This window comes from Pseudomonas sp. Root329 (assembly GCF_001424925.1).
Lineage (GTDB): Bacteria > Pseudomonadota > Gammaproteobacteria > Pseudomonadales > Pseudomonadaceae > Aquipseudomonas > Aquipseudomonas arabinosi.
In genome coordinates, this window is record NZ_LMCV01000034.1 from 223128 (window position 1) to 245934 (window position 22807).

The following is a 22807-nucleotide window of genomic DNA, read 5'->3' on the forward strand; positions in this document are numbered from 1 at the left end:
GAGTGGGCACTCCGCCATGACCCTTCATGTGCGCTACACTGCGCCGCTTGTGCAGATCGAAGAGTTTGAAGGACAACCATGACGTTCAAGGCGCCGGACAGCCTCGCCGAGCAAATTGCTCACCACCTCGCCGAACGCATCATTCGTGGCGAAATGAAGCCCGGGGAGCGCATCCAGGAACAGAAGGTCACGCTGGCCCTCAATGTCAGCCGCGGTTCGGTCCGTGAAGCCTTGCTGATCCTCGAGCGCCGCCACCTGATCGCGATCCTGCCGCGACGTGGCGCCCACGTGACCGAGCTCACGGTTCACAAGGTCCAGAGCCTGTGCACGCTGATGAGCGAGCTTTACATCCTGCTGGGCAATGCAGTGGCCAGCGGTTGGAAAGTCCAGGCCGACATGGCGCCGTTCGTGCAAATCCAGCAGCGCCTGACCGCCAGCTACGAGCGCCAGGACATTCGCACCTTTGTCGACGACAGCTTCAGTGTGATGCGCGCCGCGTATCCGTTCGCCAACAATCCGTACTTGCAGGAAACCGTCGAGAATCTGCAGCCGGCCATGAGCCGCGCGTATTTCCTCGCCCTGGAACAGCGCAAGGCGTCGATGAGCGAGTTCCTGGAGTTGTTCGAACGCTTGCTCGCCGCCGTGCTGGCCCGTGATTTTCCGCAGATCCGCATTGTGCTGACGGCGTATGCCCAGCGCAGCAGTGATCTGGTGGTCTCCGCCCTGACGGACGCTTAAGCGTGCGGCTAAAGTGCATCAAACTGGCGGGGTTCAAATCCTTCGTCGACCCGACCACGGTGAACTTCCCCAGTAACATGGCGGCGGTGGTCGGGCCCAATGGTTGCGGCAAGTCGAACATCATCGACGCCGTGCGTTGGGTGATGGGCGAGAGTTCGGCCAAGAACCTGCGCGGCGAGTCGATGACCGACGTCATCTTCAACGGCTCGACCAGCCGTAAACCGGTGAGCCAGGCCAGCATTGAGCTGGTGTTCGATAACTCCGACGGCACCCTGCTCGGCGAATACGCGGCCTACGCGGAAATTTCCATTCGCCGCAAAGTGACCCGCGACAGCCAGACCACCTACTACCTCAACGGCACCAAGTGCCGCCGTCGCGATATCACGGATATCTTCCTCGGCACCGGCCTGGGCCCGCGCAGCTACTCGATTATCGAGCAGGGGATGATCTCCAAGCTGATCGAGTCCAAGCCTGAAGACCTGCGCAACTTTATTGAAGAAGCGGCGGGCATCTCCAAGTACAAGGAGCGTCGGCGCGAGACCGAAAACCGCATTCGCCGCACCCACGAGAACCTGGCCCGCCTGACCGACCTGCGCGAAGAACTCGAGCGTCAGCTTGAACGCTTGTACCGCCAGGCCGAGGCCGCCAAGAAGTATCAGGAATACAAAGGCGAGGAGCGTCAGCTCAAGGCCCAACTGTCGGCCCTGCGCTGGCAGGCGTTGAATGAACAGGTCGGTCAGCGCGAAGCAATCATCGGCAATCAGGAAGTCACCTTCGAAGCGCTGGTCGCCGAGCAGCGCAATGCCGATGCAGCTATCGAACGCTTGCGTGACGGGCACCACGACCTGTCCGAACGCTTCAATCTGGTGCAGGGGCGCTTCTATTCGGTCGGCGGCGACATCGCCCGGGTCGAGCAGAGCATCCAGCACGGTCAGCAGCGTTTGCGCCAATTGCAGGACGACCTGAAAGAAGCCGAACGCGCGCGTCTGGAAACCGAGTCTCACCTGGGCCACGACCGCACCTTGCTGCTGACACTGGGCGAAGAGCTGGACATGCTCACCCCTGAACAGGAAGTCACCAGCGCCGCCGCCGAAGAGGCTGCCGCCGCGCTGGAAGAATCCGAAACCACCATGCACGCCTGGCAGGAACAGTGGGACACCTTCAACCTGACGGCCGCCGAGCCGCGTCGCCAATCCGAAGTTCAGCAGTCGCGGATCCAGCAGCTGGAAACCAGCATGGAGCGACTGGCCGATCGTCAGAAGCGTCTCGGCGAAGAGCGCGCGTTGCTCTCGGCAGACCCGGAAGACGCGGCGATCATGGAACTCAGCGAGCAATTGGCCGCGAGTGAAGCGACGCTGGAAGATTTGCAGGCCAGTGAAGAAGCCCAGGTCGAACGCCTCGAGCAACTGCGTCAGGAATTGCAATTAGCACTGCAAAATCAGCAGCAGGCTCAGGGCGATTTGCAGCGTCTGAACGGTCGCCTCGCCTCCCTTGAAGCCCTGCAGCAAGCCGCACTCGATCCGGGCACCGGCACCGCTGAATGGCTGCGCGAACAACATTTGGCGGACCGTCCGCGTCTGGCCGAAGGCCTGAATGTCGAAGCCGGTTGGGAGCTGGCGGTGGAAACCGTGCTCGGCGCCGACCTGCAAGCGGTGCTGGTGGATGACTTCGGCGAGTTCGATCTGGCCGGTTTTGCCCAAGGCGATTTGCGCTTGATCAGCCCGGCCAGTGATGGCGTGCGCGTGCCCGGCAGCTTGCTCGATAAAGTCGAAGCGCAGATCGATCTGGCGCCATGGTTGGGGCAGGTTAAACCGGTCGACAGTCTCGAACAGGCTTTGGCCCTGCGCAATCAATTGACCGCCGGCCAGAGCCTGATCAGCCGCGATGGTTACTGGGTCGGTCGACACTTTTTGCGCGTGCGCCGGGCCAGCGAAGCGGAAAGCGGTGTGCTGGCTCGTGGTCAGGAAATCCAGCGTCTGGGCCTTGAGCGCGAAGAGCGCGAAGCCACGGTCGAAACCCTGGAAACCCAACTTCAGAATCTCAGGGCGCAACAGCGTCAGCAGGAAAACGGTCGTGAACATCTGCGCCGTCTGCTGCAAGACGAAGCCCGTCAGCAAGGTGAGTTGAAAGCCCAGTTGTCCGCCGGCAAAGCCAAGGCCGAACAACTGACCTTGCGCCGTACACGACTGGACGAAGAGCTCACCGAGCTGGCTGAGCAACGCGCTCTGGAACACGAAAATATCGGCGAGGCGCGTCTGCAATTGCAGGAAGCCCTCGACAGCATGGCGCTGGACACCGAGCAGCGCGAGTTGCTGCTGGCTCAGCGCGACAGCTTGCGCGAGCGACTCGATCGGGTGCGGCAGGAAGCCCGGCAGCACAAGGACCACGCGCATCAACTGGCGGTACGTCTGGGGTCGCTCAAGGCGCAACATGACTCGACGCGTCAGGCGCTGGAACGTCTGGAAATGCAGTCCGAGCGTCTGACCGAGAAGCGCGAACAGCTCAGCCTCAATCTGGAGGAGGGCGAAGCGCCGCTGGAGGAGTTGCGCCTCAAACTTGAAGAGTTGCTCGACAAGCGCATGACCGTCGACGAAGAACTCAAGACTGCGCAGATCGCTATGGAAGACGCCGACCGTGAACTGCGTGACGCGGAAAAACGTCGCAGTCAGGCGGAGCAGCAATCCCAGTTGATTCGCGGCCAGATGGAAACCCAACGCATGGAATGGCAAGCCCTGACCGTGCGCCGCAAAGCGCTCGAAGATCAGTTGCTCGAAGACGGCTACGATCTGCATGGCGTGCTCGCCACGCTGACGGCTGAAGCCAATGAAAAGGACGCCGAAGAAGAGCTGGAGCGCATTGCTGCGCGGATTCAGCGTCTCGGTGCGATCAACCTGGCGGCCATCGACGAATACCAGCAACAATCCGAGCGTAAACGTTATCTGGATGCGCAGAACGACGATCTGGTCGAGGCGCTGGATACGCTCGAGAACGTGATTCGCAAGATCGATAAGGAAACCCGAAACCGCTTCAAAGATACCTTTGATCAGATCAATGGCGGTTTACAGGCCCTTTTCCCAAAAGTTTTCGGTGGAGGCCGCGCGTATTTGGAACTGACGGGCGAAGATCTACTCGATACAGGGGTAACGATCATGGCGCAGCCGCCAGGAAAGAAGAACAGCACCATCCATTTGCTCTCCGGTGGCGAAAAAGCCCTGACCGCATTGGCTCTGGTTTTTGCCATCTTCAAGTTGAATCCGGCGCCGTTCTGCATGCTCGATGAAGTTGACGCGCCATTGGATGACGCTAACGTTGGACGCTACGCACGGCTGGTCAAAGAGATGTCGCAGACGGTGCAGTTCATCTATATCACCCACAACAAGATCGCCATGGAAATGGCCGAGCAACTGATGGGGGTGACGATGCACGAGCCGGGTTGTTCGCGTCTGGTGGCCGTGGATGTCGAGGAGGCGATGGCGATGGTGGATGCCTGAGTCGGCGCTTGTAGGAGAGGTATTTTTGAGTTGTAGGACTTATTTACCTGCCCTGACTTGCTGGCCAATCGACATATTCGCGCAAGCCGTTGTGACAGACGGTGTAAAGTTGCCTTTGGTCGTGCTAGTTTAATGTCAATTTTTCGTATACGTGGGCAAAACGCCTGTCAGAACATAGAGTTGGCGCCACGTTTTAAAGCGGTTTGCGAGTTGTAAACCCCTTATTTTTCAGCATTTTTTATAGAGGCACGGGATTACATGGAAATCGGTCTGCGCGAGTGGCTGATCGTCATCGGCATTATTGTCATTGCCGGTATTCTTTTCGATGGCTGGCGTCGCATGCGCGGCGGCAAGGGGAAACTGAAATTCCGTCTCGACCGAAGTTTGTCCAACTTGCCGGACGAGGACACCAGCGCCGAGCTGTTGGGCCCGCCCCGCGTGCTGGATACGCATAAAGAACCGCAACTGGACGAGCACGATCTGCCGTCGGTGAGCATGCCTGCTCGTGAGCCGCGTGAGTCGGGCTCCAAGCGCGGCAAGCGTGGCCATGGTGAGCCTTCGCAGGGCGACATGAACCTCAGTCTGGATCTGGACGGCGGCCCGAGCTTCAGCAGCCGTGACGACGATTTCCCGGATGACACCAAGGCTTCGAGTTCTACCAGCGACAAGGAACAACCGCAAGCCGAAGAAGTGCTGGTGATCAGCGTGATCTGCCGCGACGCTGCCGGCTTCAAAGGCCCGGCGCTGTTGCAGAACATTCTGGAAAGCGGTCTGCGTTTCGGCGAGATGGACATCTTCCATCGCCACGAAAGCATGGCCGGCAACGGCGAAGTCCTGTTCTCGATGGCCAATGCGGTCAAGCCGGGCGTTTTCGATCTGGACGACATCGACCACTTCAGCACGCCGGCAGTGAGCTTCTTCCTTGGTCTGCCAGGCCCGCGTCATCCGAAGCAAGCCTTCGACGTGATGGTGGCCGCGGCGCGCAAACTGTCTCAGGAGCTGAACGGCGAACTGAAAGACGACCAGCGCAGCGTGCTGACAGCCCAGACGATTGAGCATTACCGTCAGCGCATCGTTGAATTCGAACGTCGCGCCTTGACCCAGAAGCGTTGATTCAAAAGGTTGTTCCCGCGCCGCGCGCGGGACGATCAGCAAAATAGATTGAGCAGCCTCGGCTGCTCTTTTGCTTTATGAGAGAACACCCATGACCGCCGCCAAAAACCGCATTCTAGAGCTGCGCGCTGAGCTGGATCAGCATAACTATCGTTACCACGTGCTGGACGAACCGAGCATTCCGGACGCCGAATACGATCGGTTGTTCAACGAGCTCAAGGCCCTCGAAGCGGCCCATCCCGAACTGATCACCAGCGACTCGCCAACCCAGCGCGTCGGCAGCGCGGCGCTGTCGGCGTTCACACAGGTGCGTCACGAAGTGCCGATGCTCAGCCTCGGCAACGCCTTCGAAGAAACCGACATGCGCGAGTTCGATCGTCGGGTGACTGAAGGTCTCGACCTGCCGGTTGGCGACTTGTTCGGCGGCGGCGCGGCGGTGGAATACAGCTGTGAACCCAAACTCGATGGCCTGGCGGTCAGCTTGCTGTATCAGGACGGCGTGCTGGTGCGCGGCGCGACTCGCGGCGACGGCACCACCGGCGAAGACATCAGCGTCAACGTGCGTACCGTGCGCAACATTCCGCTCAAGTTGCACGGCACTGGCTGGCCAGCGACCCTGGAAGTGCGCGGCGAAGTGTTCATGTCCAAGGCCGGTTTCGAGCGCCTCAACGCCACGCAGCTTGAAGTCGGCGGCAAGACCTTCGCTAATCCGCGCAATGCGGCGGCCGGCAGCTTGCGTCAGCTGGATTCGAAGATCACGGCCAACCGTCCGCTGGAGTTCTGCTGCTATGGCATCGGTCAGATTTCGGCCGATATTGCTGATACGCACATTGGCAATCTGCAGCAACTCAAGGCTTGGGGCATGCCGATCAGTCATGAGTTGAAACTGGCTCATGGCATCGTTGAATGCCTGGATTATTACCGCGACATCGGTGAGCGCCGAAATTCGCTGCCCTACGAAATCGACGGCGTGGTGTTCAAGGTCAACAGCATTGCCTCTCAGCGTGAGCTGGGCTTCCGTGCTCGCGAACCGCGCTGGGCGATCGCGCACAAATTCCCGGCGATGGAAGAACTCACTGAATTGCTCGACGTGGAATTCCAGGTCGGTCGTACCGGTGCGGTGACGCCGGTGGCGCGCTTGAAGCCGGTCAAGGTCGCCGGTGTCACCGTGGCCAATGCAACGCTGCACAACATGGACGAAGTGGCGCGTCTGGGCCTGATGATCGGCGACACGGTGATCATCCGCCGCGCAGGCGATGTGATTCCGCAGGTGGTGCAAGTGGTCATCGAGCGCCGTCCGGACAACGCCCGACCCGTACAGATTCCCGAGAAATGCCCGGTCTGCGGCTCGCATGTCGAGCGCACGCAACTGGTCAAACGCAGCAAAGGTCGCGAGACCGTCAGCGAAGGCGCGGTGTACCGCTGCGTCGGTCGTCTGGCCTGCGGTGCGCAACTCAAGCAGGCAATCATTCACTTCGTCTCCCGTCGCGCCATGGACATCGAAGGCCTGGGCGAGAAGAGCGTCGAGCAGTTAGTGGATGAAGGCCTGGTGAATTCGCCGGCCGATCTATACGCCCTGACGTTCGAGCAGATCGTTGACCTCGAAGGCTTTGCCGAGCTGTCGAGCAAGAACTTGCTCAGCGCCATCGAAGACAGCAAGCAGCCGAGCCTGGCACGCTTCATCTACGCCCTCGGGATTCCCGACGTCGGTGAAGAGACGGCGAAGGTGCTGGCGCGTTCTCTCGGCTCGCTGGAGCGGGTTCAGCAGGCATTGCCGCAAGTGCTCACGTATTTGCCGGACGTTGGCCTGGAAGTGGCTCACGAGATTCACAGTTTCTTTGAAGATGCGCATAACCAGCAGGTGATCAAGGATCTGCTCAAGCACGGCCTGCAGATTCAGGATCAGGGCGAACTGGGCGCCGAGTTTGCTGCCAGCACTACGTTGGGCGGTTTCCTCGACAAGCTGCACATTCCTTCGGTCGGGCCGGGTGGGGCGCAGAAATTGGCGGACAAGTTTGGTTCGCTTGAAGGGGTTTTCAGCGCCGACTGGCTGGATATGCGTCAGGCGCTGCCGGAGAAACAGGCCACTTCGGTTCGCGAGTTCTTTGCGGTTGCGCAACATCGTCAAGTTGCTGAAGCCGCCGAGAAACAGCTGCGTGATTTCGGCATGCATTGGCAGAGCGAGAAGAAAGTCGTTGAAGGCTTGCCGCTGGCTGGGCAGACCTGGGTGCTGACCGGTTCGCTGGAGTTGATGAGCCGCGACATCGCCAAGGACAAACTTGAAAGCCTCGGTGCCAAGGTAGCGGGCTCGGTATCGGCGAAGACCCATTGTGTGGTCGCTGGGCCGGGTGCAGGTTCCAAGTTGGCGAAGGCCAATGAGCTGGGGTTGAAGGTTCTGGATGAAGAGGCGTTTGTCGAATTCCTGAGTAAGCACGGTATTTCTGTTTAGTCGATCGTTCCCACGCAGAGCGTGGGAACGATCTTCGCGCGGGAATGATCTAGTCTTGGCAAGCCCCAGGGAGAGATCGCCATGTACCGCTTCTTCGAACAGCTCAGTACGCGCATCGCCGCGCCCTTCATCGGCGAAAGCTCGCGTAACAGCAAGGTCTGGCAGTGCCGTTGCGGGCAGTCGCTGTTTTTTCGCAACAGCCAGTGCCTGGCGTGTTCGGCGGCGTTGGGTTATCAACCGGAGGAGAGTCGCCTATCGTCGCTGCAGCCCGGCTTGCAGGCTGATACCTGGTTGCTCGACGTCGATCTCGAAGCCGGTGTCTTTCGCCGCTGCGCCAACCTCGATTCCCCGGCCGCGTGCAATTGGCTGTTGCCCGCCAATGACCACGATGCGTTATGCATCGCCTGTAGCCTGAACCACACCATCCCCGACCTGTCGATTGCCGAAAACCACGAACGCTGGCGCAAGGTCGAAACGGCCAAGCGGCGTCTGGTCGCGCAGTTGGTCAGTCTGGGTTTACAGGTGATTCCCAAAACCGTGGACGAAGAGACGGGGCTGGCTTTCGATTTCATCGGTGTCGACCTCGAAGGCAAGCCGCCGACCACTGGTCACGCCAACGGGCTGATCACCCTGGATATCAAAGAAGCCGACGACGCTCATCGCGAGCAGATTCGGGTGCAGATGCACGAACCTTATCGCACGCTGCTCGGGCATTTTCGTCATGAAGTCGGGCATTACTACTGGGATCGGCTGATCGCCAACAGTCATTGGCTGGAACCGTTCCGCGGCCTGTTCGGTGACGAGCGCGCCAGCTATGCCGACGCCCTCGAACGGCATTACCAGCAAGGTGCGCCGCTCGACTGGCAGCAACATTACGTCAGCGCCTACGCGACCATGCACCCGTGGGAGGATTGGGCCGAAACCTGGGCTCACTACCTGCACATGATGGACGCGGTGGATACGGCGTTGGGGTTCGGGATGAGTGCCAGGGAGATGGACTTCGACTATCAGCCGTTCCCCCCAAGCACCCTCTACGATCCACAGCATCCCGGCGGTGCGGCGTTCCTGTCGTTCGTCAATGCGTGGATCGAACTGGCCGGGATGCTGAATGAACTGTCACGCAGCATGGGGCAGCCGGATTTCTATCCGTTCGTCCTGCCGCCGGCAGTGATCGCCAAGCTGCACTTCATCCACCTGGTGATCCAGCAAGAGGGCGGCCGGGCGGATGAGGTGTTGCAAGATTTTTAACCCCCCCCCGCCACGGCGCTCACTTAATGTAGCAGCGGTCGAGCCTGCGAGGCCGCGTCCGGCTGCGCAGCAGCCGTAAAATCAGACAATGCGGTTTTTCAGGCAAAACACGATCACCGTACTGACGACTGCTGCGCAGCCGAACGCAGGCTACGCCAGCTGCTACAGGTCGCGATCTTTTCAAGAGATATGCATGTCCTTGAAGCAGCACATATTTTTTAATCCGCCCGAACGGTTGTAACTTCGTCTCAGATAGGTACAATGGCGCCGTTCGCCGTCAGGTGAACGTCGTTATGGTGATCCCATCGGTCCCCCCGCAACGATTACCCGTGAACCTGGTCAGATCCGGAAGGAAGCAGCCACAGCGGGAACATTGTGTGCCGGGGTGTGGCTGGTGGGGTTGCCTCCATAACGCCATGTCCTCAGAGTCGAGGGCTTGAGCGCGCAACACCCTTCGATACATCTCGTTTTAAAAATCTCAATTTTTGTTCGTCTGCGGCGCCATTGTGTTGCGGATTTGTCATGCCTGCCGTCTGCGGATCCTGTGCTGCCAGCGTCACCCGGCAGCACGGAAGGACCAGAACCTTAAGCCTTGCGGCTGAACAGCTTGCGGACAAAGCCTGCGATCACCACCAGCCCCACTATCAAGAACTTCTTCGCTGCCAGCAGGAAAATGCCGATCTTGGCAAATAACCCGGCCTTGGCAGCCAGACCGCCACCCACCAGTGCCGCCAAGCCATAAGACGCCAGTTTGTCGGTGCCGGAGTTGTAGTCGGTGTACAGGTTGCCCTCAGTGAAGTTGGTGAAGGCGATGACTTTGGGTAATTCTTGCTTGATGATCGGCATGTCTGCCATTGAGGCGACAGCGTTCAATTCCAGGACACCTTTGCGGCCCAGCACCCGAATGCTGTAGTTCAGCGTGCTGCCCTCGGCGTCGTCGGCTTTCAGTTCCCGGGCCCAGTACATTTTGTGGCTGGTTTCGTCGTAGTGCGGTTGCTCGGCCCAGCCCAGCAGGTGCAGGCCGGCATAGCCCTGCTTCTGCCGCTCCTTATTGTCTTCCTCATCCTCTTCCTGCATTTGTTTGAGCAGGTCGGCATAGTCGATTTTTGCCGCGTCTTCGTCGGAGATATGCCCGTCATCCTTGTAGCTGACAATCACGCCCCAGCCGCTGGCGGTTAGTGGGTTCACGGCTTTTGGGATGATCATGCCCAGGGTCTTGTGGCCGGGCGGGTTGCCCCAACCCTCGGTCAGCAAGCGTTCAGTGTCATTCGGGTCCAGGTAATAAAACTCTTCGTTGAGCTTCAGCGTTGCAATGCCGGAGGGCAGGGTGATGGTGCCGTGCTGCTGCTTCAGTGTGGCGAGAAATTGTTCGGGCGTTTGCTGCGCCTGGGCAACTTCGGCGGACTTCGGTGGAGGGTTGCTGGCCGCTTGCGCAGGCGCGTGAAGTGCGCACAGCAGCGCTGCCATGAGGATCGGGCGGAGGTGTTTCATCGTATTCCCTTACATTTTGAATTAATTTCATGCGAAGAATATCGAATGGCCACTATCTATGCACGATCTTCAATACCAGGTGGGACGTTTTTCAGGCGCCTGAATGAGCAAAAGGCAGATGTGTCGATTCGACAACTCTGCCTTTTTCATTTCCGGCACTAAGGCTTGGACAAGGCCTGGTCAACCGCTGCAATCAGCTTTCCCAGATCCTTCGGGGTGGCTTTATGTATGACACCGAACAGATACGCCCGCTGTTCATCTTCATCGCCTAAATCTGCGAAAAAGGCTTTCAGCTTCACACCCAGCACATCGGCAAACAGGAACAAGGCTTCCACGCTGGGGGTGTAGGTGCCGGTTTCGAAGCGGCTGATGGTTTTGGGGTCAAAACCGGTTTTTTCACCGAGTTCAGCCTGAGTAAGCCCAGCGACCTTGCGGTAGCGCCGAATGGCCGCACCCAAACTTGAAATTTGCATCGCTTAATTCCCATTTAGAATCAAGAACTTAACGATAGATTTTTGCATTAGACAACTGCATGATCCATCACCTTGCTTTGCAAAATGTGATGCGTTTCGTAGAATTGCCGCACAAAATGGGTATTTTGGGCCTTTAAGGTTAGTTGATCTCTGCTGTCAGGAGGCCATCAAACACTGTTCATGGAGTGATATCGTGTTGCCGCGCATTACCTGTAAAAACATCTCTACCGGGCATCCCGCACTGGTCGAGCGGTACCACCGCTAGCCACAGCGAGCCTGACTCATGGATGAGAAATACCGCAGGGCCGTGGATGCCGCCGCGATTTTTTCCGAGACCGATCTGCGCGGCCGGATCACCCACGTCAACGATCAGTTCTGTGCCGTGTCCGGCTACAGCCGCGAAGAACTGCTCGGACAGAATCATCGTCTCCTCAACTCGGGTCTGCACTCCGCCGATTTCTTCGCGGCCATGTGGCGCACCATCGCCTTGGGCAAGGTCTGGAAAGGCGAGATTTGTAATCGCGCCAAGGACGGCAGCCTGTATTGGGTCGACAGCACCATGGTGCCGGTGCTCGATGACGCTACCGGGCGGGTTAACCGTTATCTTTCGATTCGTTTCGACATCAGCGAAAAACACCAATTGCTGCATTCACTGCAATGGCGGGTGGGGCATGACGTGCTGACCGGGCTGCCGAATCGCGCGTTCCTCTCGGATTTGCTGGATCAGGCGCTGGAGTTCTCCCGTCACGAAAACATCCCGCTGGCGGTATGCATGCTCGACCTCGACGGCTTCAAGGCGGTCAACGATGGCTACGGGCATGCCAGTGGCGATCTGCTGTTGGTCGAGGTGGCCAAGCGTTTGCGCACCATTGTGCGCGGCGAAGATGTGGTGGCGCGGCTGGCCGGTGACGAATTTGTGCTGGTGTTGCGATACGTGCGAGATCTGCCGGAACTGCGTGCGGCGTTGAACCGGGTGCTCGGCGCCATTTCGGCGCCGTACTCGCTGCATGGCAAGGGCGTCAATGTGTTTGCCAGTATCGGCGTCACCCTGTTCCCCCACGACAATCAAGATGCCGAAACCTTGTTGCGTCATGCCGATCAGGCCATGTACGTGGCGAAACAACGCGGTCGCAATCGCTTTCATTTGTTCGACGTGTCCCGGGATCAGGAGGTCAAGGCCACTCACCAGACGGTCGAGCGAGTGCGCCAGGCGCTGGCTGCCGGTGAGTTGCGCGTGCATTTCCAGCCCAAGGTGAACATGCGTCGTGGCGAGGTTGTCGGCTTCGAGGCGTTGTTACGTTGGGAGCATCCGCAACACGGCATGGTGCCGGCCCGGGAGTTTTTGCCGCTGGTGGAAGAAACGGACCTGATCATCGACATTGGTGAGTGGGTGATGGATCAGGTCCTGTCGCAGTTGTACGATTGGCAGCAAGCGGGGCAGGGCTGGCCAGTCAGCATTAATATTGCGGCACGACATTTCCAGCGCGCGGATTTTGTCGACCGGCTCAAACACGTGCTCACCCGGCATGCCCAGGTAGCCCCGCAGATGCTCGATCTGGAAATCGTCGAGTCGGTGGCGATCGAGAACATTCAGCATGTCAGCGCCTGTTTACAGGCCTGTCAGGCGCTGGGAGTGCAGTTTTCACTGGGGGACTTCGGCACCGGTTATTCGTCCCTGAGCTACCTCAAGCGTTTGCAAACCCAAACCATCAAGATCGACAAGTCGTTTGTGCGCGACATCCTTAATGATCGGGATGATCTGGCGCTGACCAAGGCGGTCATTGGCCTGGCTCGGGCGTTTGGTCGGCAGGTGATCGCCGAAGGGCTGGAAAGTATTGAGCACGGTGAATTGCTGCTGCGCCTGGGCTGCGAAGTTGCTCAAGGCCATTTCATTGCCCGGCCGATGCCGCCCGCAGAGGTGGCGGGCTGGGTCGAGGGTTTTGTCGCGCCGCCGCAATGGCAGGTGCTGGATCAAGCAGGCTGAAGTTTTGTGATCAACACCGAACCCATGTGGGAGCGAGCCTGCTCGCGATAGCGGTCTGACATTCAACATTGATGGGGACTGACATACCGCTATCGCGAGCAGGCTCGCTCCCGCAATGATCTCGTGTCGATCAGAGGAATCGCTTAGGGTGTGCTTTGCTCGGAACCTATATAGAGCCGAATGATGTCGTCGATTTCCCCAGACATTTTCATACGTACCAAGGTGCGCAAAATGCGCTGCACAGGCACCTTGGGATCGTTGCGGATATAGCAGCCGACACTCTGTTCCTGCAAAACCGCCACGCCTTGCAGTTGCTGGCCAGGCAGCAGGCGCTGATTGAACCAGTCCAGCGTCCATTGATTGCTCACGGCGTAGTGATAGCGCCCGGCCAGGAGTTTTTCCAGCACCTGTTCCTGGTTGCGCGCGTCTTCGCGGTGCAGGCGGTCGGCATCGAACAGGGGTTGCAACGTGGGGTAGGTGTAGCCGAGTACCGTGCCGATGGATTGTCGCGACAAGTCCGCAGGCGTCACTGAGGTCAGCGGATCTGACCGGCTGATCAGCAGGTCGCGCTGAAACCAGAGTGGAATGCTCCAGATGTAATCCCCGGACTGATTCGGCTGCCAGGACTGCGCCGCATAGCAGCGGATATCGACTTCGCCGTGCTCCATGGCGTTTTGCACTCGCGTGCGAGGCAGCACGTGAAATTCGGCCGGCACGCCGACCTGAGTCGCGAGGCTGACCATCACGTCGTGCAGGATGCCTTGGGTGGGGTGGCCGCGGTCCAGTTGCACCATCGGCATCGCCCAACTGTCGGGCACCACGAAGCGCAATGGCGGCTCGGCGCCAGCGACATTCAGGCTGATCAACAGCAGTGCCCCCAAGGCCAGCCGCATAAACGCTCCGGTGCTGATAAAACCCGAGCCGATAAAAGCCCCCCAAAGATCATCTTAGCCAGATTAGACGAGCGCACCGGATGCAATTTTGGCCTTGCTCCGATAGCATTAGCCGCTTCTGTTCCTTCGTTGCGACGGTTTTCGATGAGTTATCAGGTTCTTGCACGTAAATGGCGTCCGCGCTCGTTCCGCGAAATGGTCGGCCAGACCCATGTGCTCAAGGCTCTGATCAATGCCTTGGACAGCCAGCGGCTGCACCACGCCTATCTGTTTACCGGTACCCGCGGGGTCGGCAAGACCACCATCGCGCGGATCATCGCCAAATGCCTGAACTGTGAAACAGGTATCACTTCAACGCCTTGCGGCGAGTGCTCGGTGTGCCGCGAGATCGATGAAGGCCGCTTCGTCGACCTGATCGAGATTGACGCCGCGAGCCGGACCAAGGTCGAGGACACCCGCGAACTGCTCGACAACGTGCAGTACGCACCGAGCCGCGGGCGCTTCAAGGTCTACCTGATCGACGAAGTGCACATGCTCTCCAGCCATTCCTTCAATGCGCTGTTGAAAACCCTTGAAGAGCCGCCGCCCTACGTCAAGTTCATCCTGGCGACGACCGATCCGCAGAAACTTCCTGCAACCATTCTTTCGCGGTGCCTGCAGTTCTCTCTGAAGAACATGACGCCGGAGCGTGTGGTCGAGCATTTGACCCACGTGCTGGGTGTCGAGAACGTGCCGTTCGAAGACGACGCGCTGTGGCTGCTGGGCCGCGCTGCCGACGGTTCGATGCGCGACGCCATGAGCCTGACCGACCAGGCGATTGCCTTCGGTGAAGGCAAAGTCATGGCTGCCGACGTACGGGCGATGCTCGGCACGCTCGATCACGGTCAGGTCTACGACGTTCTGCATGCGCTGATCGAAGGCGACGCCAAGGCCTTGCTCGAAGCCGTCCGTCACCTGGCCGAACAAGGCCCGGACTGGAACGGCGTGCTCTCGGAAATTCTCAACGTGCTGCACCGTGTCGCCATCGCCCAGGCCTTGCCTGAAGGCGTCGACAACGGTCATGGCGACCGTGACCGGGTGCTGGCACTGGCCCAGGCCTTGCCGGCCGAAGACGTGCAGTTCTATTACCAGATGGGCCTGATCGGTCGCCGCGACTTGCCGCTGGCGCCAGACCCGCGCGGTGGCTTCGAAATGGTCTTGCTGCGAATGCTCGCGTTCCGGCCGGCAGACACCGCGGACGCTCCGAGGCAACCGCTAAAGCCAGTGGGGATCAGCCAGGCCACAGTTGATTCCGCAAATTCAGTGGCTGCCGCGCCCGTTGTTGCGCCGGTAGTCGCTGCGGCAGTTGCCCCCGTCGCGCCTGCGCCGGTGGCGGCGGTGGTTGCTCCAGTGCAAGCGCCCGAGCCTGAGCCGGTTGCGCCCGCCGTTGCGCCAGAGCCTGTCGTTGAGGCAGTAGCGGTCGAAGCCGTCGTCGATCTGCCCTGGAATGACCCGGTAGAACCCGAAGTCGTTCAGCAACCCGCCGTCGAGCCGGTGCTGGAAATCGCCAGCGAACAACCCGAATTGGCGCCGATGCCATTGCCAACGCCCGACAGCGTGGTGCCGGACGCGCCGGAGTGGGCCGCTGCGCCAATTCCGGAGCCGTCGGTAGCTGACGTCGATGCCGCGACGCCGGGCATGGACCTGGACGATGAGCCGCCGCTGGACGAGGACTACATCGAGCCGGACATGGAATCGGCTTACAGCTACCTCGATGAACTGGCCAGCGAACACACCGCCGAGCCAGCGCCGGAAGCCGAACCTGAACCGGCCGCCATGCCGGCCACCGGTCTGGCGGCGCAATGGCTGGAGTTGTTCCCGAAACTGCCGATCTCCGGCATGACCGGCAGCATCGCCGCCAACTGCACGCTGATCGCCGTCGAAGGTGACAATTGGCTGATGCACCTGGACCCGGCCCACAGCGCGTTGTTCAACGCGACTCAACAGCGTCGCTTGAACGATGCGTTGAACCAGTTTCACGGGCGTACGCTGACCCTGCGCATGGAGTTGATCAAGCCCGAGCAGGAAACCCCGGCCCAAGCCGCGTCCCGGCGCCGTGCGAACCGTCAGCGCGAGGCCGAAGAGTCGATCCACGGTGATCCGTTCATCCAGCAAATGATGCAGCAGTTCGGTGCGGTGGTCCGTAACGATACTATTGAACCTGTCGAGACCCTGGTCACTCAGGGCTAATAACTGAAGGTGTTCGGCCGAAAGGGCCGGGCGCTGTATTTATCCAAGTACTTTTGAGGTGATTCCCATGATGAAAGGTGGCATGGCCGGCCTGATGAAGCAGGCACAGCAGATGCAGGAAAAAATGGCCAAGATGCAGGAAGAACTGGCCAACGCCGAAGTCACCGGTAAAGCCGGTGGCGATATGGTCACCGTGGTGATGACCGGTCGTCACGACGTCAAGCGCGTGACCATCGATCCAAGCCTGGTCGAAGGCTTGAGCGAAGACGACAAAGAGATGCTGGAGGCCGTGTTCGCCGCCGCCGTCAACGATGCCGTGCGCAAGATCGAAGCCAACAGCCAGGACAAAATGTCCGGCATGACCGCTGGCATGCAACTGCCACCGGGGATGAAACTGCCATTCTGATTCGCTAAAGCGCGTCGGATGGGCTACAAAAAAATGCCAGGCATCGCGCCTGGCATTTTTGTTTCTACCTTGCCTGATCGTTCCCACGCGGAGCGTGGGAACGATCAGGCAAGGTAGAAACATCGAACGCGACACCCGCATAAAGGTCTGCTCCCTATACCGCCGAATTCATCGATCAAAGGAGAAGCTCACATGCCACAAGCATTGACCCTCAACCAACGTATCGTCCTGGCGTCCCGCCCGGTAGGCGCGCCGACGCCGGAGAATTTCCGTCTGGAGCGCGTTGCGCTACCGGACCTGGCCGACGGTCAGGTGCTGCTCAAGACCCTTTACCTGTCACTCGACCCCTACATGCGCGGACGCATGAGCGACGCGCCGTCCTACGCCGCACCGGTGGAAATCGGCGAAGTGATGACCGGTGGCGCTGTCAGCCGGGTCGAGCGCTCGCTGAATCCAAAATTCCACGAAGGTGATCTGGTGGTCGGTTCTACCGGTTGGCAGAGCCACAGCATCAGCGACGGTCGCGACATCATTCCGGTGCCGTCCGGGCTGCCGAGTCCGTCAATGGCGTTGGGCGTGTTGGGCATGCCCGGCATGACTGCGTATATGGGGCTGATGGATATCGGCCAGCCCAAGGCCGGCGAAACCCTGGTGGTTGCGGCTGCATCCGGCGCCGTGGGTTCAGTGGTCGGCCAGGTGGCGAAGATCAAGGGGCTGCGCGTGGTCGGCGTGGCCGGTGGCGCGGACAAGTGCCGTTATGTGGTCGAGGAGTTGGGTTTTGATGCCTGCATCGACCACAAGAGCCCGAACTTCGCCGATGAATTGGCCAAGGCGTGCTCCGAGGGCATCGACATCTATTACGAAAACGTCGGCGGCAAGGTGTTCGATGCGGTGCTGCCGTTGCTCAAGCCCAAGGCGCGAATTCCACTCTGCGGTCTGATCGCGTCCTACAACGCTCACGAAGCACCGACCGGCCCGGATCGTCTGCCGCAATTGCAGCGCACGCTACTGACCAAACGTGTACGAATCCAGGGCTTCATCGTGTTCGACGACTACGGTGATCGTCAGCCGGAATTCGTCAGCGCCATGGTGCCGTGGGTGCGCGACGGCAAGGTGAAGTTCCGCGAAGACGTGGTCGACGGCCTGGAGCAGGCACCTGAAGCGTTCATCGGTCTGCTGGAAGGACGCAACTTCGGCAAACTGGTTGTGCGGGTCGCCCAGGACTGAGTAATTGACGCTAAACAGAGGCGCGGGTATAAACCGCGTCTCGTTGTTTTGTCGGACTTTTCCCCATGAGCTTCAGCCCTTTGATTCGCCAACTGATCGACGCCCTGCGAATTTTGCCAGGTGTGGGTCAGAAAACTGCCCAACGCATGGCGTTGCAGCTGCTCGAGCGTGATCGCAGCGGCGGCTCTCGCCTGGCGTTGGCGCTGAGCCAGGCCATGGAAGGGGTGGGCCATTGCCGGTTGTGCCGCACGCTGACCGAAGACGATCTCTGCCCGCAATGCGCCGATACCCGTCGCGACGACACCTTGCTCTGCGTGGTGGAAGGTCCGATGGACGTCTACGCGGTGGAGCAGACCGGCTTCCGTGGTCGCTACTTTGTGCTCAAGGGCCATCTGTCGCCACTCGACGGGCTCGGGCCTGAGGCCATCGGTATTCCGCAACTGCTGGCGCGGATCGAAGAGGCGGGCACGTTCACTGAAGTCATTCTCGCGACCAACCCGACCGTGGAAGGTGAGGCGACAGCGCATTACATTGCCCAATTGCTCAGCAACAAAGGCCTGATCGCCTCGCGCATCGCCCACGGCGTGCCATTGGGCGGCGAGCTGGAATTGGTGGATGGCGGGACGTTGGCGCATTCGTTTGCCGGGCGTAAGCCTATTGTTTTGTAATTGTTAAAAACAAAAGATCGCAGCCTTCGGCAGCTCCTACATTGGCATGTGTACACCTGTAGGAGCTGCCGAAGGCTGCGATCTTTTGATCTTCCAACACTCCTCTACTTGAAAACCAAGCAAGCGCTCGGTTAACTTCGCTGAACCTTCAGTGGAGCTCGCCGATGCCTGCCTTTCAGGAATACTTCGACCCCAGCCACCAATTGGTCCGCGACAGCGTCAGACGTTTCGTCGAGCGCGAGATCTTGCCGGACATCGACCAGTGGGAAGAAGCCGAAAGCTTTCCCCGCGAGCTCTACCTCAAGGCCGGCGCGGCGGGGATTCTGGGGATCGGTTATCCCGAAGCCTTGGGCGGCAGCCACGAAGGTGACCTGTTCGCCAAGGTCGCCGCCAGCGAAGAACTGATGCGCTGTGGTTCCGGCGGTCTGGTGGCGGGGCTCGGCTCGTTGGACATCGGCCTGCCGCCGATCCTCAAGTGGGCCAGGCCTGAAGTTCGCGATCGCGTTGTGCCGCAAGTGCTCGCCGGCGAGAAGATCAGCGCCCTGGCCGTGACCGAGCCCAGTGGTGGCTCCGACGTCGCCAACCTGCAAACCCGCGCCGTGCGCGACGGTGAGTGCTACCGGGTCAGCGGCAGCAAAACCTTTATCACCAGTGGCGTCCGTGCAGATTTCTACACCGTCGCGGTGCGTACCGGTGCACCGGGATTCGCTGGCATCAGCCTGCTGTTGATCGAGAAGGGCACGCCCGGTTTTACCGTCGGCCGTCAGTTGAAGAAAATGGGTTGGTGGGCGTCGGACACTGCCGAACTGTTCTTCGACGATTGCCGGGTGCCGGTAGGCAATCTGATTGGCGCTGAAAACATGGGCTTCGCCTGCATCATGGGCAACTTCCAGAGCGAACGCCTGGCGCTGGCGCTAATGGCCAACATGACCGCGCAGCTGGCGCTGGAAGAGAGCCTGAAATGGGCTCGCCAACGCGAAGCATTCGGTAAACCCATCGGCAAGTTTCAGGTACTCAAGCATCGCCTTGCCGAAATGGCGACGGCGCTGGAGGTGTCACGGGAATTCACCTACCGCCAGGCGGCGAAAATGGCGGCGGGGCAGAGTGTGATCAAGGAGATTTCCATGGCCAAAAATTTTGCTACCGATACGGCTGATCGGATTACGAGCGATGCAGTGCAGATCCTCGGCGGCCTTGGTTATATGCGCGAGAGCCTGGTGGAGCGGCTGTATCGGGATAACCGCATTCTTTCGATCGGTGGGGGGACGCGGGAAGTGATGAACGAGATCATCAGCAAGCAGATGGGGCTTTGAGTTTTTGCGGTGTTGCGGCTGACGCTTTCGCGAGCAAGCCCGCTCCCACATTGGATCTCCTGCGTACACAAATCTTGAGTCTGACGGGAGAGCCAATGTGGGAGCGGGCTTGCTCGCGAAGGCGTCGGTGCAGACGCCGCGTTACTTATCAGACAACGCAAACTGCGTCAGGCAAAAGGTCGGAATCCCCATATCTTCCAGCCGCTGCGACCCGCCCAGCTCTGGCAGATCAATGATCGCCGCCGCTTCATGAACCCGCGCGCCCATGCGTCGAACCAGATTTGCCGCCGCAATCAGCGTCCCGCCCGTGGCGATCAGGTCATCGAACATCACCACCGAATCGCCCTCGCACAAGCTGTCGGCGTGGACTTCGAGGAAGGCTTCGCCGTATTCGGTCGCATAACCCTCGGCCAGCACGTCGGCCGGCAGTTTGCCTTGCTTGCGGAACAGCACCAGCGGCTTGTTCAGCTGATAGGCCAGGACCGAACCGATCAGAAAGCCGCGAGCGTCCATCGCACCGATGTGGGTGAAGTCAGCCTCGACATAACGGTGGGCGAAGCTGTCCATCACCAGGCGCAGGGCCGTGGGCGACTGGAACAGCGGGGTGATGTCGCGAAAGATCACGCCCGGCTTGGGGAAGTCGATCACAGGGCGGATGAGGGATTTGATGTCGAAGGAGTCGAAGACCATCGTCGGGTGTCCTGGCAGGCTGCAAACGACGCAGTATAACGGCGGCTGAACCGTTTCGCTCAGCCGCCATCGCCGAAATCAGCCGTCTAGCGAGCCGCCGGCCAAGGCGCAGAGCTGGATCGGGTCGAGGATGTGGATTTCCTTGCCTTCAGCCGCAATCAGTTCGTTTTGCTGGAAGCGCGTGAACACCCGGGACACGGTTTCCACCGCCAGGCCCAGGTAATTGCCGATTTCGTTGCGCGACATGCTCAGGCGGAACTGGTTGGCCGAGAAGCCCCGGGCACGGAAACGGGCCGACAGGTTGACCAGGAACGTGGCGATGCGCTCGTCGGCGGTTTTCTTCGACAGCAGCAACATCATTTGCTGATCGTCGCGAATCTCGCGGCTCATCACGCGCATCAACTGACGGCGCAGTTGCGGCAGTTGCAGCGCCAGTTCGTCGAGACGTTCGAAAGGGATTTCACACACCGATGTGGTTTCCATGGCTTGCGCCGAGACCGGGTGTTTTTCGGTGTCCATGCCCGACAGGCCGACCAGTTCGCTCGGCAGGTGGAAACCGGTGAGTTGTTCTTCGCCGCCATCGCTCAGGCTGAAGGTCTTCAGGGCGCCAGAGCGTACTGCATAAACGGAATCGAAGGTGTCGCCCTGGCGGAACAGGAATTCGCCTTTTTTCAGCGGGCGGCCACGTTTAACGATTTCGTCCAGCGCTTCCATGTCTTCCAGATTCAAAGAAAGTGGCAAGCAGAGGGGGGCCAGGCTGCAATCCTTGCAATGGGCCTGGCTATGAGCGCGCAGCTTTACTGGCTCGGACATTTCTTCAATCCTTGTGGGAAAAAACACACATAAGCCGTAAGGGTAACCCACGGGAGGACATTCAGGCACGCGGCGATTTTGTCGCAGGGTCGTAAAGTCAGTGTTTCGTAGACCGGCAGCTAGATCACCCGCGAAAACCGCTGGCGATTGTGCTGTTCCAGGTACGCGTCGAACACCATGCACACCGAACGCACCAGCAATCGTCCGGCGGGCAGTACGGTGATCCGTTCGTTATCCAGTTCGATCAGTCCGTCGTCGGCCATCCCCTGTAACTGTGGCCAGAGTTCGCCGAAGTAACCCTGAAAGTCGATGTTGAAGGCTTGTTCGATCTCGGTGAATTCCAGGCTGAAATTGCAGATCAATTGTTGGATGACCGCACGTCGCAGGCGATCATCGGCGTTGCACAGCAGACCACGGCTGGTGGCCAGCTGCGCGCTGGCCAGCGTGTTCTGGTACTGATTCAGGTCGCTGTTATTCTGGCAATACAAGTCGCCGATCTGGCTGATGGCCGACACACCCAGGCCAATCAGGTCGCAATGACCGTGGGTGGTGTAGCCCTGGAAGTTGCGTTGCAGGGTCGATTCTTCCTGAGCAATCGCCAGTTCATCGTCGGGCAACGCGAAGTGGTCCATGCCGATGTAGCGGTAACCGGCCTGGGTCAGTTGTTCGATGGTGCCCTGGAGTATTTCCAGTTTTTGCGCCGGTGTCGGCAGTTCGTCGCTGTTGATTCGCCGTTGCGGCATGAAGCGTTCCGGCAGGTGCGCGTAGTTGAACACCGAGAGGCGGTCCGGTTGCAGGTTGATCACTTCATCAACCGTGCGGGCGAAATTCTCGGGTGTCTGCCTTGGCAAGCCGTAGATCAGGTCAATGTTGATCGAGCGAAACTGCAGCGTGCGCGCAGCGTCGATCACCGCGCGGGTTTCTTCCAGGCTTTGCAGGCGATTGACTGCCCGTTGCACCGCCGGATCGAGGTCTTGCAGGCCGATACTGACCCGATTGAAACCCAGTTCACGGAGCAGGCCCATGGTCGACCAGTCGGCTTCGCGAGGGTCGATTTCGATGCCGTAGTCGCCGGAATCGTCGTCCAGCAAGTTGAAGTTTTTACGCAACTGGGCCATCAACTGGCGCAGTTCATCGTGGCTGAGAAAGGTCGGGGTGCCGCCGCCAAAATGCAGTTGCTCGACTTTCTGCGCGGGGTCGAGGTGGCAGGCGATCAGCTGGATTTCCTGCTCAAGGCGTTGCAAATAGGCCTGGGCCCGGCCGCGATCCTTGGTGATGACTTTATTGCAGGCGCAGTAGTAACAAATGTTCGCGCAGAACGGCACGTGCACATACAGCGATAACGGGCGCAGGGCTTTACGGCTGTCGCGCAGGGCGTGGAACAGGTCGAACGTGCCGACCTGACCGTCGAATTGCGCCGCGGTCGGGTAGGAGGTGTAGCGCGGTCCCGCCAGGTCGTAACGGCGGATCAGATCGGTATCCCAACGAATGGCGTCGAGCATCATGCGGGCATTCCCCCGGATAGGCTGGCAGTGTCAGCGAGTCTAGGGGGTGCGGCGTCGGGGCATCTTGATTTGCATC

Annotated in this window: 17 protein-coding genes and 1 other RNA gene; 12 read left to right on the forward strand and 6 right to left on the reverse strand. The window is 59.7% G+C overall.

All coding sequences use genetic code 11. The features are described from left to right. The first annotated feature begins 78 nt into the window (after positions 1–78). From ASC74_RS22705 to ffs, 6 genes are all read left to right on the forward strand, one after another. Positions 79–738, forward strand: coding sequence for a GntR family transcriptional regulator (locus tag ASC74_RS22705; protein ID WP_046053172.1), 660 nt, complete (start codon positions 79–81; stop codon positions 736–738). A 2-nt stretch (positions 739–740) separates the two neighbouring features. Further along, a complete protein-coding gene (gene smc, locus ASC74_RS22710) occupies positions 741–4229 on the forward strand; it encodes a chromosome segregation protein SMC (RefSeq protein WP_056744242.1) in 3489 nt (1162 codons plus the stop codon). 258 nt (positions 4230–4487) lie between these two features. Then, positions 4488–5342 carry a cell division protein ZipA gene (gene zipA, locus ASC74_RS22715; protein ID WP_056744244.1) on the forward strand — a complete coding sequence of 285 codons (855 nt, stop codon included), beginning with the start codon at positions 4488–4490 and terminating at the stop codon, positions 5340–5342. A gap of 91 nt (positions 5343–5433) precedes the next feature. After that, positions 5434–7791, forward strand: a complete 2358-nt coding sequence (gene ligA / locus ASC74_RS22720; RefSeq protein ID WP_056744246.1) for an NAD-dependent DNA ligase LigA — start codon at positions 5434–5436, stop codon at positions 7789–7791. Positions 7792–7872: 81 nt separating this feature from the next. Further along, complete coding sequence (locus tag ASC74_RS22725; protein ID WP_056744247.1) at positions 7873–9039, forward strand: zinc-binding metallopeptidase family protein; 1167 nt, start codon at positions 7873–7875, stop codon at positions 9037–9039. 303 nt (positions 9040–9342) lie between these two features. Then, an RNA gene (ffs, locus tag ASC74_RS31335) (signal recognition particle sRNA small type) lies at positions 9343–9439 on the forward strand. 185 nt (positions 9440–9624) lie between these two features. On the opposite strand, the gene ASC74_RS22730 is transcribed toward ffs, so the two are convergent. Together ASC74_RS22730 and ASC74_RS22735 are read right to left on the reverse strand one after the other, a co-directional pair. Continuing rightward, positions 9625–10530: a DUF2167 domain-containing protein gene (locus ASC74_RS22730; protein WP_046047876.1), complete on the reverse strand. Its 906-nt coding sequence runs from the start codon at positions 10528–10530 to the stop codon at positions 9625–9627. Positions 10531–10688: 158 nt separating this feature from the next. Beyond that, positions 10689–11003, reverse strand: coding sequence for a helix-turn-helix domain-containing protein (locus ASC74_RS22735; RefSeq protein WP_008146799.1), 315 nt, complete (start codon positions 11001–11003; stop codon positions 10689–10691). Positions 11004–11286: 283 nt separating this feature from the next. On the opposite strand from ASC74_RS22735, the gene ASC74_RS22740 reads away from it, so the two are divergent. After that, on the forward strand, positions 11287–12987 hold the full coding sequence (locus ASC74_RS22740) for a putative bifunctional diguanylate cyclase/phosphodiesterase (protein ID WP_056744249.1): 1701 nt from the start codon (positions 11287–11289) through the stop codon (positions 12985–12987). 143 nt (positions 12988–13130) lie between these two features. On the opposite strand, the gene ASC74_RS22745 is transcribed toward ASC74_RS22740, so the two are convergent. Next, positions 13131–13880 carry a substrate-binding periplasmic protein gene (locus ASC74_RS22745; RefSeq protein ID WP_056744251.1) on the reverse strand — a complete coding sequence of 250 codons (750 nt, stop codon included), beginning with the start codon at positions 13878–13880 and terminating at the stop codon, positions 13131–13133. Between the two features lie 144 nt (positions 13881–14024). Here ASC74_RS22745 and dnaX point away from each other — a divergent pair, with 144 nt between their 5' ends. The 5 genes from dnaX (at position 14025) to ASC74_RS22770 (ending at position 19723) form a co-directional block, all read left to right on the forward strand. Then, the gene (gene dnaX / locus ASC74_RS22750; protein ID WP_056744253.1) at positions 14025–16109 is read left to right on the forward strand and encodes a DNA polymerase III subunit gamma/tau; all 2085 of its coding nucleotides are present in this window, start codon (positions 14025–14027) and stop codon (positions 16107–16109) included. Between the two features lie 67 nt (positions 16110–16176). Then, the gene (locus ASC74_RS22755; RefSeq protein ID WP_008028561.1) at positions 16177–16515 is read left to right on the forward strand and encodes a YbaB/EbfC family nucleoid-associated protein; all 339 of its coding nucleotides are present in this window, start codon (positions 16177–16179) and stop codon (positions 16513–16515) included. A gap of 192 nt (positions 16516–16707) precedes the next feature. Further along, positions 16708–17742: an NADP-dependent oxidoreductase gene (locus ASC74_RS22760; protein WP_056744254.1), complete on the forward strand. Its 1035-nt coding sequence runs from the start codon at positions 16708–16710 to the stop codon at positions 17740–17742. Between the two features lie 65 nt (positions 17743–17807). Next, positions 17808–18410 (forward strand): recombination mediator RecR, encoded by a 603-nt coding sequence (gene recR, locus ASC74_RS22765; protein WP_046047871.1) that lies wholly within the window; start codon positions 17808–17810, stop codon positions 18408–18410. A gap of 164 nt (positions 18411–18574) precedes the next feature. Continuing rightward, positions 18575–19723, forward strand: coding sequence for an acyl-CoA dehydrogenase family protein (locus ASC74_RS22770; RefSeq protein ID WP_056744256.1), 1149 nt, complete (start codon positions 18575–18577; stop codon positions 19721–19723). A gap of 141 nt (positions 19724–19864) precedes the next feature. Here ASC74_RS22770 and ASC74_RS22775 read toward each other — a convergent pair whose 3' ends face one another. The 3 genes from ASC74_RS22775 to hemN all read right to left on the reverse strand — a co-directional run bounded on the left by ASC74_RS22775 (position 19865) and on the right by hemN (position 22728). After that, the gene (locus tag ASC74_RS22775) at positions 19865–20413 is read right to left on the reverse strand and encodes an adenine phosphoribosyltransferase (protein ID WP_008146813.1); all 549 of its coding nucleotides are present in this window, start codon (positions 20411–20413) and stop codon (positions 19865–19867) included. Positions 20414–20491: 78 nt separating this feature from the next. After that, positions 20492–21226, reverse strand: a complete 735-nt coding sequence (gene fnr, locus ASC74_RS22780) for a fumarate/nitrate reduction transcriptional regulator Fnr (RefSeq protein ID WP_008146816.1) — start codon at positions 21224–21226, stop codon at positions 20492–20494. A 119-nt stretch (positions 21227–21345) separates the two neighbouring features. Then, positions 21346–22728 carry an oxygen-independent coproporphyrinogen III oxidase gene (gene hemN / locus ASC74_RS22785; RefSeq protein ID WP_056744682.1) on the reverse strand — a complete coding sequence of 461 codons (1383 nt, stop codon included), beginning with the start codon at positions 22726–22728 and terminating at the stop codon, positions 21346–21348. Positions 22729–22807 lie beyond the last annotated feature (79 nt).

Bases quoted from the DNA above. Each gene is read 5' to 3' on its own strand.
- zipA (WP_056744244.1), top strand. From the start codon at position 4,488: ATGGAAATCGGTCTGCGCGAGTGGCTGATCGTCATCGGCATTATTGTC.
- ASC74_RS22745 (WP_056744251.1), bottom strand. From the start codon at position 13,880: ATGCGGCTGGCCTTGGGGGCACTGCTGTTGATCAGCCTGAATGTCGCT.
- dnaX (WP_056744253.1), top strand. From the start codon at position 14,025: ATGAGTTATCAGGTTCTTGCACGTAAATGGCGTCCGCGCTCGTTCCGC.
- ASC74_RS22730 (WP_046047876.1), bottom strand. From the start codon at position 10,530: ATGAAACACCTCCGCCCGATCCTCATGGCAGCGCTGCTGTGCGCACTT.
- ligA (WP_056744246.1), top strand. From the start codon at position 5,434: ATGACCGCCGCCAAAAACCGCATTCTAGAGCTGCGCGCTGAGCTGGAT.
- ASC74_RS22775 (WP_008146813.1), bottom strand. From the start codon at position 20,413: ATGGTCTTCGACTCCTTCGACATCAAATCCCTCATCCGCCCTGTGATC.
- fnr (WP_008146816.1), bottom strand. From the start codon at position 21,226: ATGTCCGAGCCAGTAAAGCTGCGCGCTCATAGCCAGGCCCATTGCAAG.
- recR (WP_046047871.1), top strand. From the start codon at position 17,808: ATGAGCTTCAGCCCTTTGATTCGCCAACTGATCGACGCCCTGCGAATT.
- ASC74_RS22740 (WP_056744249.1), top strand. From the start codon at position 11,287: ATGGATGAGAAATACCGCAGGGCCGTGGATGCCGCCGCGATTTTTTCC.
- ASC74_RS22725 (WP_056744247.1), top strand. From the start codon at position 7,873: ATGTACCGCTTCTTCGAACAGCTCAGTACGCGCATCGCCGCGCCCTTC.
- hemN (WP_056744682.1), bottom strand. From the start codon at position 22,728: ATGCTCGACGCCATTCGTTGGGATACCGATCTGATCCGCCGTTACGAC.
- ASC74_RS22770 (WP_056744256.1), top strand. From the start codon at position 18,575: ATGCCTGCCTTTCAGGAATACTTCGACCCCAGCCACCAATTGGTCCGC.
- ASC74_RS22755 (WP_008028561.1), top strand. From the start codon at position 16,177: ATGATGAAAGGTGGCATGGCCGGCCTGATGAAGCAGGCACAGCAGATG.
- ASC74_RS22760 (WP_056744254.1), top strand. From the start codon at position 16,708: ATGCCACAAGCATTGACCCTCAACCAACGTATCGTCCTGGCGTCCCGC.
- ASC74_RS22705 (WP_046053172.1), top strand. From the start codon at position 79: ATGACGTTCAAGGCGCCGGACAGCCTCGCCGAGCAAATTGCTCACCAC.
- ASC74_RS22735 (WP_008146799.1), bottom strand. From the start codon at position 11,003: ATGCAAATTTCAAGTTTGGGTGCGGCCATTCGGCGCTACCGCAAGGTC.